This window comes from Micromonospora polyrhachis, assembly GCF_014203835.1.
Lineage (GTDB): Bacteria > Actinomycetota > Actinomycetes > Mycobacteriales > Micromonosporaceae > Micromonospora_H > Micromonospora_H polyrhachis.
Map to the genome: position 1 here is coordinate 180,682 of NZ_JACHJW010000001.1, position 14,593 is coordinate 195,274.

General features: G+C 68.0%; 11 protein-coding genes and 1 pseudogene. 5 read left to right on the top strand and 7 right to left on the bottom strand.

Annotation, left to right across the window (positions count from 1 at the left end; all coding sequences use genetic code 11):
* Positions 1-14: 14 nt before the first annotated feature.
* Both FHR38_RS00675 and FHR38_RS00680 read right to left on the bottom strand, forming a co-directional pair.
* A complete protein-coding gene (locus FHR38_RS00675; protein WP_312881691.1) occupies positions 15-464 on the bottom strand; it encodes a VOC family protein in 450 nt (149 codons plus the stop codon).
* 110 nt (positions 465-574) lie between these two features.
* The gene (locus tag FHR38_RS00680) at positions 575-1,162 is read right to left on the bottom strand and encodes a DUF3592 domain-containing protein (protein ID WP_184531849.1); all 588 of its coding nucleotides are present in this window, start codon (positions 1,160-1,162) and stop codon (positions 575-577) included.
* A gap of 308 nt (positions 1,163-1,470) precedes the next feature.
* On the opposite strand from FHR38_RS00680, the gene FHR38_RS00685 reads away from it, so the two are divergent.
* Complete coding sequence (locus FHR38_RS00685) at positions 1,471-1,800, top strand: hypothetical protein (protein WP_184531851.1); 330 nt, start codon at positions 1,471-1,473, stop codon at positions 1,798-1,800.
* A 153-nt stretch (positions 1,801-1,953) separates the two neighbouring features.
* On the opposite strand, the gene FHR38_RS00690 is transcribed toward FHR38_RS00685, so the two are convergent.
* Positions 1,954-2,151, bottom strand: coding sequence for a DUF397 domain-containing protein (locus FHR38_RS00690; RefSeq protein WP_184531853.1), 198 nt, complete (start codon positions 2,149-2,151; stop codon positions 1,954-1,956).
* Positions 2,152-2,153: 2 nt separating this feature from the next.
* Positions 2,154-2,933, bottom strand: coding sequence for a helix-turn-helix domain-containing protein (locus FHR38_RS00695; RefSeq protein WP_184531855.1), 780 nt, complete (start codon positions 2,931-2,933; stop codon positions 2,154-2,156).
* Positions 2,934-3,313: 380 nt separating this feature from the next.
* Between FHR38_RS00695 and FHR38_RS00700 the strand changes: the two genes are divergently transcribed.
* The 3 genes from FHR38_RS00700 to FHR38_RS00710 all read left to right on the top strand — a co-directional run bounded on the left by FHR38_RS00700 (position 3,314) and on the right by FHR38_RS00710 (position 8,790).
* The gene (locus FHR38_RS00700; RefSeq protein ID WP_184531857.1) at positions 3,314-3,934 is read left to right on the top strand and encodes a GNAT family N-acetyltransferase; all 621 of its coding nucleotides are present in this window, start codon (positions 3,314-3,316) and stop codon (positions 3,932-3,934) included.
* A 146-nt stretch (positions 3,935-4,080) separates the two neighbouring features.
* Complete coding sequence (locus tag FHR38_RS00705) at positions 4,081-4,770, top strand: hypothetical protein (protein WP_184531859.1); 690 nt, start codon at positions 4,081-4,083, stop codon at positions 4,768-4,770.
* 207 nt (positions 4,771-4,977) lie between these two features.
* On the top strand, positions 4,978-8,790 hold the full coding sequence (locus FHR38_RS00710; RefSeq protein ID WP_184531862.1) for a ricin-type beta-trefoil lectin domain protein: 3,813 nt from the start codon (positions 4,978-4,980) through the stop codon (positions 8,788-8,790).
* 99 nt (positions 8,791-8,889) lie between these two features.
* Here the strand turns inward: FHR38_RS00710 and katG are convergent, their stop codons facing one another.
* From katG to FHR38_RS00725, 3 genes and pseudogenes are all read right to left on the bottom strand, one after another.
* Positions 8,890-11,166: a catalase/peroxidase HPI gene (katG, locus tag FHR38_RS00715; RefSeq protein WP_184531864.1), complete on the bottom strand. Its 2,277-nt coding sequence runs from the start codon at positions 11,164-11,166 to the stop codon at positions 8,890-8,892.
* Between the two features lie 30 nt (positions 11,167-11,196).
* Positions 11,197-11,295, bottom strand: a pseudogene (locus FHR38_RS31765) (transcriptional repressor); the annotation flags it as partial.
* A gap of 307 nt (positions 11,296-11,602) precedes the next feature.
* Complete coding sequence (locus FHR38_RS00725; RefSeq protein ID WP_184531866.1) at positions 11,603-12,361, bottom strand: SDR family NAD(P)-dependent oxidoreductase; 759 nt, start codon at positions 12,359-12,361, stop codon at positions 11,603-11,605.
* Between the two features lie 319 nt (positions 12,362-12,680).
* Between FHR38_RS00725 and FHR38_RS00730 the strand changes: the two genes are divergently transcribed.
* Complete coding sequence (locus tag FHR38_RS00730; protein ID WP_184531868.1) at positions 12,681-14,582, top strand: S9 family peptidase; 1,902 nt, start codon at positions 12,681-12,683, stop codon at positions 14,580-14,582.
* Positions 14,583-14,593: the final 11 nt, after the last annotated feature.

Sequence of the window (14,593 nt, forward strand, 5' to 3'; positions counted from 1 at the left end):
TCTCGGATGCCGCGCTAGTCAGCCTTCTGGAGCTGCTCGGCCAATGCGATCATGATGCCCTCTGGCCCGCGTACGTAACAGAGCCGATAGCTGTCCTCATACTGCTCCAGCTCGCCTACGAGTTCGGCACCATGGGTCCGCAGGCGGGCAAGGACGTCCTCAATGTCATCGACGGCGAACATGATGCGACGAATGCCCGGCGTGTTCGCCGGCGCGTTTTTCGGCTCGGCACTGATTGCCACTGGCGTATGAAACTTCGTCAGCTCAAGCCGGCCGTGGCCGTCCGGGGTCCGCATCATTGCGATGTCGACTCGGACGTTGTCGAGCCCGACGATACGGTCCACCCAACGTCCCTCGATGGGCGCCTCGCCCTCCAACTCCATGCCAAGCTCGACGAAGAAGGCAGTGACAGCCTCAAGATCGCCGACAACGATGCTGACGTTGTCCATCCGTTGAATCGCCACATCCCCGAGCATATGGGATCGGCCCGTCTCATTCCATCGATCGGGTCGGTGGCGGGCTAGGGCGTAGCCGAGGATCGCGGCGGCGGGCGGCTGCGCCAGGAGAGCGTTCACTACTTTCGGCGCGTACTTTGCCGACGATTAGATGATGGACGACGACGCGTCGATGACTTCACCCGGGATCGGCCGACTGTCGCGGACTGCCGGCGGGCGAGCCGCGCGGATATCAGCATGCTGCCGCCGACAAGGGCTATGACGATGCCGTACGGGATTCCGCCGTTGGAGTTGAAGAAGAACACCGAATCATCGGTGCTGCCGTTGTTGGTGACGAAATCTTCCGGCTTGGCCGGGTCTATCCGTACGAAGATCTCCGGCGGCGGATTCCGATCACAGCCGTTCGGACCAGCGCAGAGGATTCGCTTCGTGTACGTCGTCCCCTGGTATGCGTAGCTGACCACAATGGTGTCCCGACCACCGCCCCGGCCCATCGTATTCCGGCGCTCCAGCACCTGCGCCACGACCGGCACCCCATCGGCACGCAACCGTTCCGCCTTGCTGGCCTGATACCACCGGTATCCACCGGTGACTCCCGCGAGCACCAGACCAAGTACCAGCACGATCAGCGCCAGGACGGAGGCCCAGATCCGATCCTGTCGGATGCCCTCTGCGGCACGGGCGGACCTGCCGCGCTTCTTGGCCATCAACCGTCGTCCTCTGCTTCACTCGCGCCCGGCAGTCCAACCGTCCGCCGTCGCCCCAGATCTGCCTGTGCCGCCACGCCCGATCAGGTACGTCGCCGTCAGTGGTCGGCGTTCAAGGTACTGCCGCGCTGCACATCATCGTCGGCCACGACCATCCGCCTCCATCGCCTACCTGCCGCCCAACACGCACGGCTGACCGTGCTGGACCGAGCTGCCCGCAGACCCCAAGCGAGACCAGTAATGCCGGTACCGGCTGCTGTCACCCAGGCGTGTCATGCCCGTGACCACGGATGCGTAACCTCGCGCCTATGCGATCCCCTGCGGCTGTCCTGGCGGCCACGATCTTGACCGTGCTACTCGGTCTGGTCGCCCTTCTCGGCTGCCTTCTCACCCTGGTGACATTCGCGCCCTCAGCACCATGCCCGAACGACACGATCGATTCTCTCCAACAAGAGATGACCACCCGAGCCGTGCTCAGCGCACTGATGACGCTGACCGCCATCCTGTCCCTCGCCGTAGCCTGGTGGGGTCTTTCGGGCCACCGCAGGAATCCCTGGCCCTGGCTGGCCGCCTCGACACTGGGTTTGGTCTTCACCGTGGTCCTGGTCGTACCCATCGACCGGGCGAGTACATGTTGATGTGCACCACTTGAGACCCGCTACGTCGCCCTTGTCGGCTCGTTGCCAGCCCGTCACGACCGGCAGCGCGACCGGGCACACCACTGTCGAAAAAGACAGCGAACCCCTGGCCCTTGAGGATGGGGCCAGGGGTTCGAGAGAGTCGTCGCTGCGTTAGCGAAGCTCGAACGCGCCGGACTTGGCGGAGGCGACGAAGCCCGCCCAGGCGGTCGGGCCGAAGGTCAGGGTGCCGCCGTCACGATCCTTGGTGTCCCGAACCAGGACGACACCAGATAGATTGTCGGCAACCTCGACGCAGTTGCCGCCGTTGCTCCCGCTACGCGTGCTCTTGCGCCAGTGAGCGCCCGTCATGTTCATAATGCTGCCGCCTCTTTGATCATCTTGAGGGATTGCAGGCGCGGGAGAGCTACCGCGCGAACCCGCTCCCACCTGGCTTCGAGGGTAGCAATATCTTCGATGCGATCCGTGATCTGCGCCGAGAGGTGGCCATCTGCACACGCCACCCGGCCACCATTGGGCAAGCCGGCGAGCACAAACGGACCGCTGATGCCGGTGTAGAGGCCGGTTTCAGCCGGGACAATGTGCACTTGTACGTGTGGCAGTTCCGCGCACTTCGCTAGGTGGGCAAGCTGGGCCGCCAGCATGTGACGCTGATGTGCGGCCGTGCGCCGGATGACGTTCTCGTCCAGCACAAGGGTCAGCAAGGGTGGGGGGTCCCGGTGCAACAGCGCTTGGCGGCTGAGCCGGGATGAGACGAGACCGTCGACCGCAGCCACGCTGAGCATCTCGTCGGCAAGGGTTGCCCTGGCGTACTCCTCGGTTTGCAAGACGCCAGGCACCCATGCTGGCTCGTACCAGCGTAGGGACACGGCGCGCTGCTCGTCTTCGATCCACTCGCGCAGCCAGATCGGGGCGCCCAGCCTCTCGAACAGCCGCAGGTAGAGGCCGCCGGTGTTCAGTGCCTGATCCACTGCCCGGATGTAGTCCGCCTTGACCGGGCGGTGCCCACTCTCGACGTTGCCGACATGCGCACCGCTGTAGTTGATGAGCCGCCCGAACTCCTCTTGCGACATACCACGGGATACCCGCGCCTCTCGCAATTCCGTGATCAAGAAGTCGATTCCGGTTCTCACCCGCGCCTTCCCCCTGCCTTCAGTTCGCATTCAAGTCATTCGGCGAGCCCTTCAGCCACTAACAACCGGCCCGATCCACACTCGCCGACCTCGTAGGTATTCCGAGCGTAGTCGTTCGCATACCAACATGTCTCTATCGGATGCGGTGGCCACAGGAAGCCACGAGAGGGAACGCATCAGATAGGGGGCCACCGCCCCACTCCCGCAAAAAGGGCGGCGGCCCCCACCCAATTTATGATCGAAAGGTGGTTTGTCATGTACAGCGGTGACTACGAGCCGGTCCCGAATCCACCCACCAAACCCCTACTGCAGCCGGACCCCACACCTGACAAGAAGACAGCACCCACACCAGACGACAACGAAAGCGACGGTGAGAGCTGATGGTCAGCGCCCACGCCCCCGTCGTACGACGTGCCCGATACGCCGAGGTCGCCACGATCGCCGCGCTCGTCACCGAGGCCGCCCACGACCTGCCCCTGGCCGACTGGCTCGTCCCCGACCAGCAGCAACGCCCCACTGTCCTCGCTGAGGCCATCCGGATCTGGGTCGAACATGCCCTCTTCTTCGGTGAAGTCGACATCCTCGCCGACACTGATAGGCCCATCGGAGCCGGCGTCTGGTTCCACCGCTACCGGCAGATCCCACCACCGGCCGCATACGAGGCCCGGCTGGCTGCTGCTTGCAGCGAGCACATTGAGCGGTTCACCACCCTCGGCCGACTCCTCGACGGGCAACGCCCCGAGATAGGCCACGAACACCTCGCACTACTGGCCATCCACCCCGATCATCGCGGCACCGGCATCGCCACCAGACTCCTCGATCATCACCACAGCCGGATCGACCGCTACGGCACCGCCGCCTACACCGAAGCCTTCAGCGACGCCCACCGGGACGTACTCAGCCACCACGGCTACCAGGCTCGGCCACCGTTACATCTCACCCGCCGCCACACCATCCACCCCATGTGGCGACCCGGCCGCACGCCGCAAGTCGACAGCTAACCATCCCTGGGACTCCCGTCGACCTGCGCGGCAACGCAGCCCGACGGGCACCCGAAACCGGCGGGGCCGCCGCAAAGCCAACCCTTCAGCGGCGGCCCCGCCGCATTCCCCGACCGCCCCATCGTCCCCACTTCGGATGTGATCCGATGACACCGCAGGGCTCCACACACTCCGTACCTCCGACAGCAGCAGACAGCCGCACGGCACCGCCACCAGACCGGGAAACCTGCCGCCTGATCTCGGACTACGCCGCCATCGCCGCCGAACACGTACGCGATGTTGCCTGGCTCGTCCATGCCACCCACGGCGACCAACCCACCGGCCGGAACGCCACCAACGCCCTCCGCGACACCGCACACGCCCTCGACCGCGCGCAGAACATCTACCGCACCTGGTACCGGAAGTTCGATCTCTTCATCATCACCGGAATCGGCGTAGCCGCCCTCACCGGCACCGCCGACCAGTCCGGGGCCTTTTCCGCTGCCCTCGGCATCCTCGCCGGCCTCCTGGCCGTCACCAGCGTCGACAAGCTGGAACGCCACCGCACCAAGGTCCGTCGGGCGCGACTACCCGCACCAACCTGCCTGCCCGACCCGGACAGCCCCATCGACAACATCATCGAGTACGCCGCACGCGAAGCACTGGCCGCACACCTGCTGGTCTACGAACTCGTCGCCATGATGAACGAGCTGATGCCCGTTGAGCTTCCGATTCCCCACCCCGCCTGGGAGCGTCGCCTCCTCGACACGGGTAGCGCTGTCCTCGCCGCCGAACGGATGCTCCACCAGGCCCGTACCCACATTGTCCAGCTCGTTGATCCCAGCCCTGCCACATAGGCCCGGTAGGCGGTCATTCAGCAGATAGCCGCGTACCGATCGGTCGGATTTGGCGGGGCCAGGGATGCCCCCCAAAAGGAGGTGTGGTGACGTCCGTCAATCATCCATGATGGACGACCGGTATAGCATGACGCGCCTGAATACGGCCGGTTTCACCACTTCGTACCGGCAAGTGATGACAGCCCTCAACCGGGAGAAAGCGTCTGTATGAATCATCTTCGAAGGCCGGGTACCGCGCCCCGGCACCGTCTCCTGCCGGCGGCTGGTGCACTGCTGGTGCTCCCGCTGCTTGCCCTGACCGCTTCGGCGGTCCCGCCGGACTTCCCCAACGCCCGCACCCCTGCGGCCATGCCGGTCGACGGCACGCCCACCAGCCAGGCCACCACCCGGCAGACTCCTGCCGTTCCGGCAAGCACTACGGTCGCTCGTGCCGCTGCCACACCCACGATCACTCCGGCTGCTGCCACACCCCCGGCATCGAAGGGTGCCGCCCCGCAAGCCGGTACGGCTATTCCCGGCAGCTACATCGTCACCGTCAAGGCGAAGGAAGCGGCGCGGATCCGCTCGGACGCGCGTGACCTGGCCGCCGACTACTCGGGCAAGCTCGGCAACGTCTGGACTACGGCGCTGCACGGCTTCTCGGCGCGCATGTCCGCGGCCGATGCCGAGCGGCTCGCCCGCGACACGCGCGTCGCGTCCGTACGGCCGGACCTGGTGGTCACCGCCGCCGGCACCCAGACCGATCCCTCCTGGAGCCTGGACCGGGTCGACCAGACCGGCCGCACCCCCAGCGGCACCTATGACTACGACAATGACGGCTCCGGCGCGCACATCTACGTGTTCGACACCGGCGTACGCGCCACGCACTCCGAGTTCGCCGGCCGGATCGGTGACAGCACCCCCGGCACCGACCACAACGACTGCGGCGGGCACGGCACCGCCGTGGCCAGCGCGGCCGCCGGCACGGTCTACGGCGTGGCGAAGAAGGCAACCGTGCATCCGGTGCGCGTGCTCGGCTGCGACGGCGCGGGTGCGGCCGCCGACGCGCTGACCGCGATCGACTGGGTCACCAGCACCGCGCCGCGCCCGGCCGTGGTGAACATGAGCTGGTCTACCGGCCCACAGGATGCGCTGGACAACGCGATCCGTGCCTCGACCGCGTCCGGCGTCACCTACGTCATCGCCGCCGGCAACTCCAACAACGGTGCCTGCGCCACCTCGCCGCAGCGCGTCTCCGAGGCGATCGTGGTCGGTGCCACCGATGACCGGGACCGTCGCGCGGGCTTTTCGAACTACGGCTCGTGTGTCGACATCTTCGCGCCCGGCACCGACATCAAGACTGGCGCCTGGACCGCGGACGACGCAACCGTGACGTCCGGCGGCACGTCGCTGTCCGCGCCGATCGTGGCCGGTGCCGCCGCCGTCTACCTGGCCACGCACCCGTCGGCCACGTCCGCGCAGGTCCGCGACGCGCTGGTCGGCTGCGCCACCACCGGCCTGATCTCCGACCCCGGCGTCGGATCGCCGGACCGGCTGCTGAACACACGCTGCGGCAGCGGCCCCGCCGTGACGAACCCGGGCGCGCAGTACACGGCGGTCGGCCAGGTCGTGACGCTGAGGAAGATCACCGCGCCGACCGCGGTCCGCTTCGCCGCCACCGGTCTGCCCGCCGGGCTGTCGATCAACGCCACGACCGGCGTGATCAGCGGCACCGGAACCACGGGAGGCAGCAGCATCGCGCAGGTCACCGCGACCGACGCGGCCGGCGCCAGCACCACCACGTCGTTCCGCTGGAATGTGATCCTGGGCCGTGGCGCGTTCGGCGGGCCGGGCTCACTGTGCGTGGACAACAACAGCAGCAACACCACGGACGGCAACCCGCTCCAACTCTTCCCGTGCATGACCAACAACGGTGCGCAACTGTTCACCGCGCACGCCGACGGCCGGTTCGAGGTGCAGGGCAAGTGCATGACCGCGGGGTCTCAGGTGGTGCTGCGTACCTGTGACGGCTCCTCCGCTCAGGTCTGGACCGCGCGGAGCAACGGCGAGGTGGTCAACCCAGCCACCGGCCAGTGCCTGACCGCCGCGTCCACGAACTGGAGTGCGCGGCTGTCGCTTGCGACCTGCGCAGCGGGGACCCTCCAGACGTTCAAGGCGCCGTCCGGCCTGGGCCAGGACGTGATCTCGGTGGAGAACCCGGGCTTCCAGGGCATGGTCAAGGGCACTGTGGTCCGCAAGGCGGTGTTCGCCTCGAACCTGGACACCACGCAGCGGCTCACCTGGTCCGCGACCAACCTACCGGCCGGCCTGTCGATCAACGCCTCGACGGGGATGATCAGCGGTACGGCCACCACGCGTACGACGTCCGCCGTCACGCTCACCGTGGCGAACGAGGCGGGCCAGACCGGCACTGCGTCCTTCACCTGGCAGGTCGGCGACGGTCGGATCCTCGGGATCAACGGCTACTGCGCCGACTCGGCCAACGCCAGCAGCCAGAACGGCAACCCGATCCAGCTCCACCCCTGCAACGGCGCCGCCGCGCAGATGTGGACGGTCCGGTCCGACGGCCGTCTTGAGGTGTTCGCCAAGTGCATTACCGTGGCCGACGACGGTGTCTCCGTCGTGTTGAGCGACTGCGGTACCGCGGCGGCGCAGGTCTGGGCGGTTTCCGGCAGCACGCTGCGGCACACCGCGACCGGGAAGTGCCTCACGGCGCCGACCGGGGACACCTACGCAAAGCTGACGATCGCCACCTGCGCCACCCGCGCCGGCCAGGCCTGGAACCTGCCGACCGCCCCGGTCACGCTCGATGCTGTCACGAAGCAGCAGTGGACGACCACCACCGCTCCGACGCTGACCATCGCCGCGCAGTCGGCCAAGACCATCAGCCAGTACGCGGCCACCGGCCTGCCATCCGGCGTCACCCTGAACGCGTCGACCGGCGCACTCTCCGGCACGCCCACCGCCATCGGATCCGGCGAGGCGATCGTCACGGTCACCGACTCGGCCGGCGGCATCGGTGCCACGTCGTTCCAGTGGACCGTCTTCCACGGTCAGATCCGCCACGCGAGCGGCTGGTGCCTGGACAACTCGCGCGGCAGGACCGAGGACGGCAACCCGATCCTGGTCTGGGGCTGCAGCGACAGCGGCACCCAGCAGTGGATCGTCCGCACGGACGGCGCACTGGAGGTGCAGGGCGGCTGCATGGTCGCGGCCACGCTCGTCACCTGGGGCAGCTGCGACGGTGCCGCGAACAAGGTGTGGCAGGCGACCGAGAACGGTGAGCTGCGCAACCCGGCTTCCGGTAAGTGCCTGACCGCGCCGTCGCTGAACTACGACGTGCAGTTCACGCTCGCGAACTGTGCGGCGACGGAACTGCAGATGTGGGCGCTGCCGACCGCACCGCGAATCATCACGCCGGTCCCGCAGCAGTCCGTCACCGGCACGGCCGTGTCGCTGGTGCTCGGCGTCACCTACAACGGCGGCCCGACACCCACCGTGACCGCGACCGGGCTGCCGGCCGGCCTGACCGTCTCCGGCACCACGATCGCCGGCACGCCGACCACCACGGGCAGGTACCAGGTGTCGGTGCGCGTGCAGTCGACGTCCGGCGTGACCACCGCGTCGTTCGTCTGGCTGGTCATCGCGCCGGGCGCGGCCGGGCTGATCATCCACCCGGCCGGCAACTGCGTCGACCGTGGCGGCCCGAACAGCAGCCTGTGGCTGTTCGGGTGCAACTACACCGGCGCGCAGATGTTCACGATCCGCACCGACGGCCGTATCGAGGGACAGAACAGGTGCATGATGCCGCTCGGTGGCGGCACGGCGTCCGGCACACAGGTCGGCAGCGGCCCGTGCAGCACCACGGACGCGACGCAGGTCTGGACCGTCGAAGCCGGCAACGCGCTGAGGAACACCGCGTCCGGCCTGTGCCTGACCGCGCCCAGCCCGAACGGCCTGTCCGGCCTCTACCTGGGCTCCTGCTCGGGTAGCACCTGGGCGCTGCCGGTCCGAGCCTGACAAGCGTTGGCCGGGTCGCTCCACGCGACCCGGCCAATCGGCGGACGAGCCCCGGTCGATCGCGGTTGGATCGACCGGGGCTCGTCGTTCACGGCCGGATCAGGCGAGGTCGAACCGGTCGAGTTCCATGACCTTGGTCCAGGCCGCGACGAAGTCGGTCACGAACCTGTCGCGCGCGTCCTGGCTGGCGTAGACCTCCGCGAGGGCCCGTAGCTGGGAGTTGGAGCCGAAGATGAGGTCGACCGCGGTGGCGGTCCACTTCACCTTGTCGGTGGCCAGGTCGCGAATCTCGTACACGTGCTCGTCGGACTCCGACGCCTTCCACCGGGTGCCCGGGGAGAGCAGGTTGGCGAAGAAGTCGTTGGTGAGCACGCCGGGACGATCGGTGAGAACGCCGTGCCGCGTGCCACCGACGTTGGCACCGAGGACACGCAGACCGCCGATGAGTACGGTCATCTCGGGCGCGGTCAGGTTGAGCAGGTACGCCCGGTCGAGCAGCAGCGTCTCCGGCTGGATCTTCTCCCCGGCCCGCAGGTAGTTGCGGAAGCCGTCGGCGCGCGGTTCGAGGACCCGGAAGGACTCGACATCGGTCCGCTCCTGGCTGGCATCGGTGCGGCCCGGATGGAACGGTACGGTCACCTCGACGCCCGCGTCGCGCGCCGCCTTCTCGACGGCGGCCGAGCCAGCCAGCACGATCAGGTCCGCCAGCGAGATCTTCGCACCGCCGCCGGAGTTGAACTCCTGTTGGATGCCCTCCAGGGTTGTCAGCACCGACGCGAGTTGGTCGGGCTGGTTGACCCCCCAACTGCGCTGCGGCTCGAGGCGGATCCGGGCGCCGTTGGCCCCGCCACGCTTGTCGGTGGAGCGGAAGCTGGCCGCCGAGGCCCAGGCGGTCGAGATTAGCTGGGCGGTCGTCAGGCCGGACTCCAGGACCTTCGCCCTGAGAGCGGCGATATCGGCGTCACCGGCGAGTTCGTGGTCGACGGCCGGCACCGGGTCCTGCCACAGTTGGGGCTCCGGGACCCACGGTCCGAGGAAGCGGCTGACCGGGCCCATGTCGCGGTGCAGCAGCTTGTACCAGGCCTTGGCGAAGGCCAGCGCGAACTCGTCGGGGTGCTCCATGAATCGGCGTGAGATCTGCTCGTACGTCGGGTCGACGCGCAGCGCCAGATCGGTGGTGAGCATCGTCGGCTTGTGCTTCTTCGACGGGTCGTGGGCGTCCGGGACGATCGCCTCGGCGTCCTTGGCGACCCACTGCTTCGCGCCGCCGGGGCTCATGCTGAGTTCCCACTCGTAGCCGAAGAGGATCTCGAAGAAGCGGTTGCTCCACTGCGTCGGCACGTCGGTCCAGGTCACCTCGAGACCACTGGTGATCGTGTCGCCGCCCTTGCCGCTGCCGTAGCTGCTCAGCCAGCCCAGGCCCTGTGCCTCCAGCGGGGCGGCCTCGGGCTCGGGGCCCACGTGGTCATCGGCGAGGGCGGCGCCGTGGGTCTTGCCGAAGGTGTGGCCACCGGCGATGAGGGCGACGGTCTCCTCGTCGTTCATCGCCATCCGGGCGAAGGTCTCGCGGATGAAGTGGGCTGCGGCGGCCGGCTCCGGGTTGCCGAGAGGGCCTTCCGGGTTGACGTAGATCAAACCCATCTCGGTCGCGCCGACACCGGCCACCATCTCCTTCTCGGAGACGTAGCGCTCGTCACCGAGCCAGGCGTCCTCCGGGCCCCAGAAGATCTCCTCGGGCTCCCAGAGGTCCTCCCGGCCGAAGCCGAACCCGAAGGTCTTGAAGCCCATCGACTCCAGGGAGACGTTACCGGCGAGCACGAGCAGATCGGCCCAGGAGATCTTCTGGCCGTACTTCTGCTTGACCGGCCACAGCAGCCGGCGGGCCTTGTCGAGGTTGGCATTGTCCGGCCAGCTGTTGAGCGGGGCGAACCGCTGACCACCGTCGCCGGCACCGCCCCGACCGTCGTGGATGCGATAGGTGCCCGCCGAGTGCCAGCTCATCCGGATCATCAGGCCGCCGTAGTGGCCGAAGTCGGCCGGCCACCAGTCCTGTGACGTGGTGAGGACCTCGACGATGTCCCGCTTCAGAGCCTCGACGTCGAGCTTGGCGAACTCCTTGGCGTAGCTGAAGTCCTCCCCCAGCGGGTTGACCTTGGACGATTGGGCATGCAACACCGAGAGGTCGATCTGGTTGGGCCACCAGTCCCGGTTGGTACGCGGACGGCCTCCGGTCTTGGGAGTAGGCGAATCGATCGCCGGGTTCTCGCTCTCGCTGCCGTGCGCGGTCACGGAGTCGGGCGCGACCGGGCAGCCGGCCGCTTCCTTCTTGTCCACGCCCTGCGCGCTGACCGGGGCGTTGTCCTGAGAGTCGCTCATCTACTTCCTTCCGAGCCGGCGGATCGCTGGGAGGTGCGGGTGGTCGCGCAGCGCTGCGAGCACCACCAACCGGGGTCGGGTCACGCGCAACGAGACCGTTCGTCGCTGGGTCTCGAGGTCGGACGTCACGTGCTGAACCTAAACCACTCTTCCGGACTTAAGCCTCAATCCGCACACCTTCGCCGCAAACCTTGGTCGTCTGGTGGGAAGAGGCGGGAACCCCGTCCGGCACGTACTCCATGGGCGGGCGGAAGCGCAACCGGTCGGCCGAGCGTCGGGTATCGAGCCTCAAGGGCGACAGAGCAAGACGGCCAGTGCCTTCGCCTTGCCGACGATGGCAAGGCGAAGGCGCGTGGCGAGAGGCACCGACGGTGACTACTCACGTCGACCTGCTGACGGCACAGCCGCTTGGCCATGCCGCTGACCGGCGACCACGTCAGGAGGTCCAGCCTCCGTCGGAGGCGACGACGGCCCCGTTGACGTTGACCGCCTCGTCGGAGCCCAACCAGCAGATCAGAGTGGCGATCTCGGCGGGCGTGGCCGTCCGGGTGACCCGGCCGAATGACCGCTCCAGACGCTGGTAGGCCCACGGGACCTTCGGCGCGGCACTGCGGCCGATGTTGGTCTGGACGCCGCCCGGGCAGACCGCGTTGGCCCGAATGCCGTCCTCGGCGTAGAGGTTGGCGATCGAGCGGGTCAGGCCGACCAGCCCGTGCTTCGAGGAGACGTACGCACTGCCGGCGACCGCTCCGGTGAGGCCCCCGATGGACGAGACGTTGACGATCGCACCTCGGCTCCGCGCAATCATCAGCGGCAACAGCGCCCGACACAGCCGCATCGGACCGGTGAGGTTGACCGCCAGGACGCGGTCCCAGGTGGCATCGTCCAGTTCCGTCACGGGAAGGAAGTGGTCCATGACCCCCGCCACGTTGGCCAGCAGGTCGACGCGCTGGTCGGGCAGCGCGGCGACGATCCGGTCGATGTCGGCCGATGCCGTGATGTCGACAACGATCATCGTCGCGGTGTGTCCGTCCTCCTCCACCAGCTTGGCGGTCGTGGCGAGACCCTCGGCATCGACGTCACAGCCGATGACCACGGCTCCCTCCACCGCGAGCTGACGGGCGACCGCCTGGCCGATACCCGATCCGGCTCCGGTCACGACCGCGACCCGTTCGGCAAAGCGCTGCTCGCTCATGATCCATTCTCCGTCCCGGCCCCTGCGGCGGACTCATCCGCCAGTTTTCAACGGGAGCCTCCCCTTTCATGCTGCTCAGGAGCGACTGCGGCCCGCAGGGTCGAAGGTCCCGGGCGGGTGGAGCCGAAGGGCGCGATCCTTCGCGCCGGCACTTGGGCGTGTGGCAGTTCCGCGCAATTCGCCAGGCGGGCAAGCTAAGTCGCCCGCTGAGCATCTCGTCGGCGAGCGTCGCCCTGCCGTGCTCCTCGGTTTGCAACACACCGGGCACCCACGCTGGCTCGATTGCGTACCGCGCTGTCGATGTTGGCAAACTTATCTCATGACAGGTCTGACCGCCGAACTCGTGGTTGACGGTCACGCCCCGCAGACCCCGGCCCTCGCCCCGAACGGGCGTCTGCTCTGCTACGTTCTCGCTCCCTTGAGCCGGACCGGTGACCACCTCGACACCGAAGTCTGGCTCACCGACATCGATGACGCCGCCGCATCACGCCGGGCAACCGCCGACACCGCAACGGAGTCTCGGCCACGCTGGTCAGCGGACTCGGCCATGCTGTTCTTCCTGTCCGACCGCGCCGAACGCGGTGTCTCGCAGTTGCACCGGCTCGCCCTCGCCGATGGCACGGTGAGCGTGTTGACCGGTTGGCGCGCTGGCGTCATCGACCACCTGCCACTCGCCCACCCCCACCTGGTCGCTCTGCTCGCCATGGACGAACCCACCGAGCAAGACGCGCGCCGTGCCCGGGACCGCGACGACGCCGTCGTCGTTGGCGAACGCGAACCGCGTGCCCGGCTGCGCCTGCTCGACCTGCGCACCGGCCAGATCAGCACACCGGAGGTGTTTGGCGACCGGCACGTCGTGGAACTGCGGCAACGGCCCGACGGTGGCCCGCTCGCCGTGCTCACCCGGGCCAGCGCCGACAACGACTACGGCCCCCGTACCGGCGAACTACACCTGTTCGACCCCACCACCGGGACCGCAGAGGACCTCGGACCGGTCGAGACCGAAGCACGCTCCCTGGCCTGGTGGCCGGCTGAGGACGGTTGGCACCTCGGTTACGTCGCACTCACCCCACCGGTTCTCCAGGCCGGCACCGCCGTGTTCGACCTGACCCTGGCCAGTCGCGCCCTACGCAACCGGACCACTGGTCTCTTGATGTGCCCCACCGAACTGTGCCAGACCGGTGCCGCCCCGCTGGTGGTGTTCGCCGACGGCCTGAACACGACCCTGGCCCGGCTCGACCCCACCGGCCCCACGAACGTGTCGCAGCACTCCGGACGCCTAGACGACCTCTCCACCACCCCTACCGGCGCAGAGATCGCGGCGCTTACCGGCACCCGTCACCAACCCGCCAACGTTCACGTCGGACCTCCAAGCGGGCCGCTGCGACGGATCACCGACACCCGCCCCGAACTGGACGGCATCGCTCTCGGCACGCAGCAACCGCTGGCCTACCGGGCCGACGACGGCCTCGACCTGGACGGCTTACTCGTACTCCCGATCGGACAAACCGCATCCGACGGCCCGTTCCCACTGATCACGATCGTGCATGGTGGCCCGTACGATCGCTACTCCGACCGGTGCCAGTTGTTCTGGTTTCCCAGCGCACAGTGGCTGGCCACCGCTGGATACGCAGTGTTCCTGCCCAATCCGCGCGGTGGTCAGGGCCACGGCCACCAGTTCGCCGCAAGCGTCGCCGGCCGGGTCGGTCAGGAAGAGTGGACCGACATCCTGACCGGCATCGACCTGATCATTGCCCAGGGCATCGCCGACCCCGACCGGCTGGGCATCGCCGGTTGGAGCCACGGCGGCTTCATGTCCGCCTGGGCCGTCGGCCAGACCGACCGGTTCCGCGCCGCGCTGGTCGGTGCCGGCGTCATCGACTGGGGCATGCTCGCCGCCACCGGGGAGAACGGCCAATTTGAAGCCGCGCTCGGTGGCAGCACCGGCTGGTCCGGCATCGGCCCGCACCCGCATGACGCGATCAGCCCGATCTCCTTCGCCAGCCGCATCCGCACCCCGGTGCTCATCCTGCACGGTGCCGAGGACACCAACGTCCCCCTCGGACAGTCCGTGTACCTCCATCGGGCGCTGCGCCACTTCGGTGTGGAGCACGAACTCGTGATCTACCCCAGAGAGGGCCACTCGATCCGGGAACGCCGTCACCAGCTCGACGTCCTGCGCCGGACCCGCTCCTGGTTCGACCGCTGGCTTCTCCCCTGACTGCTGGTACT

Bases quoted from the DNA above. Each gene is read 5' to 3' on its own strand.
- FHR38_RS00680 (WP_184531849.1), bottom strand. From the start codon at position 1,162: ATGGCCAAGAAGCGCGGCAGGTCCGCCCGTGCCGCAGAGGGCATCCGA.
- FHR38_RS00685 (WP_184531851.1), top strand. From the start codon at position 1,471: ATGCGATCCCCTGCGGCTGTCCTGGCGGCCACGATCTTGACCGTGCTA.
- FHR38_RS00690 (WP_184531853.1), bottom strand. From the start codon at position 2,151: ATGACGGGCGCTCACTGGCGCAAGAGCACGCGTAGCGGGAGCAACGGC.
- FHR38_RS00700 (WP_184531857.1), top strand. From the start codon at position 3,314: ATGGTCAGCGCCCACGCCCCCGTCGTACGACGTGCCCGATACGCCGAG.
- FHR38_RS00705 (WP_184531859.1), top strand. From the start codon at position 4,081: ATGACACCGCAGGGCTCCACACACTCCGTACCTCCGACAGCAGCAGAC.
- FHR38_RS00710 (WP_184531862.1), top strand. From the start codon at position 4,978: ATGAATCATCTTCGAAGGCCGGGTACCGCGCCCCGGCACCGTCTCCTG.
- katG (WP_184531864.1), bottom strand. From the start codon at position 11,166: ATGAGCGACTCTCAGGACAACGCCCCGGTCAGCGCGCAGGGCGTGGAC.
- FHR38_RS00725 (WP_184531866.1), bottom strand. From the start codon at position 12,361: ATGAGCGAGCAGCGCTTTGCCGAACGGGTCGCGGTCGTGACCGGAGCC.
- FHR38_RS00730 (WP_184531868.1), top strand. From the start codon at position 12,681: ATGACAGGTCTGACCGCCGAACTCGTGGTTGACGGTCACGCCCCGCAG.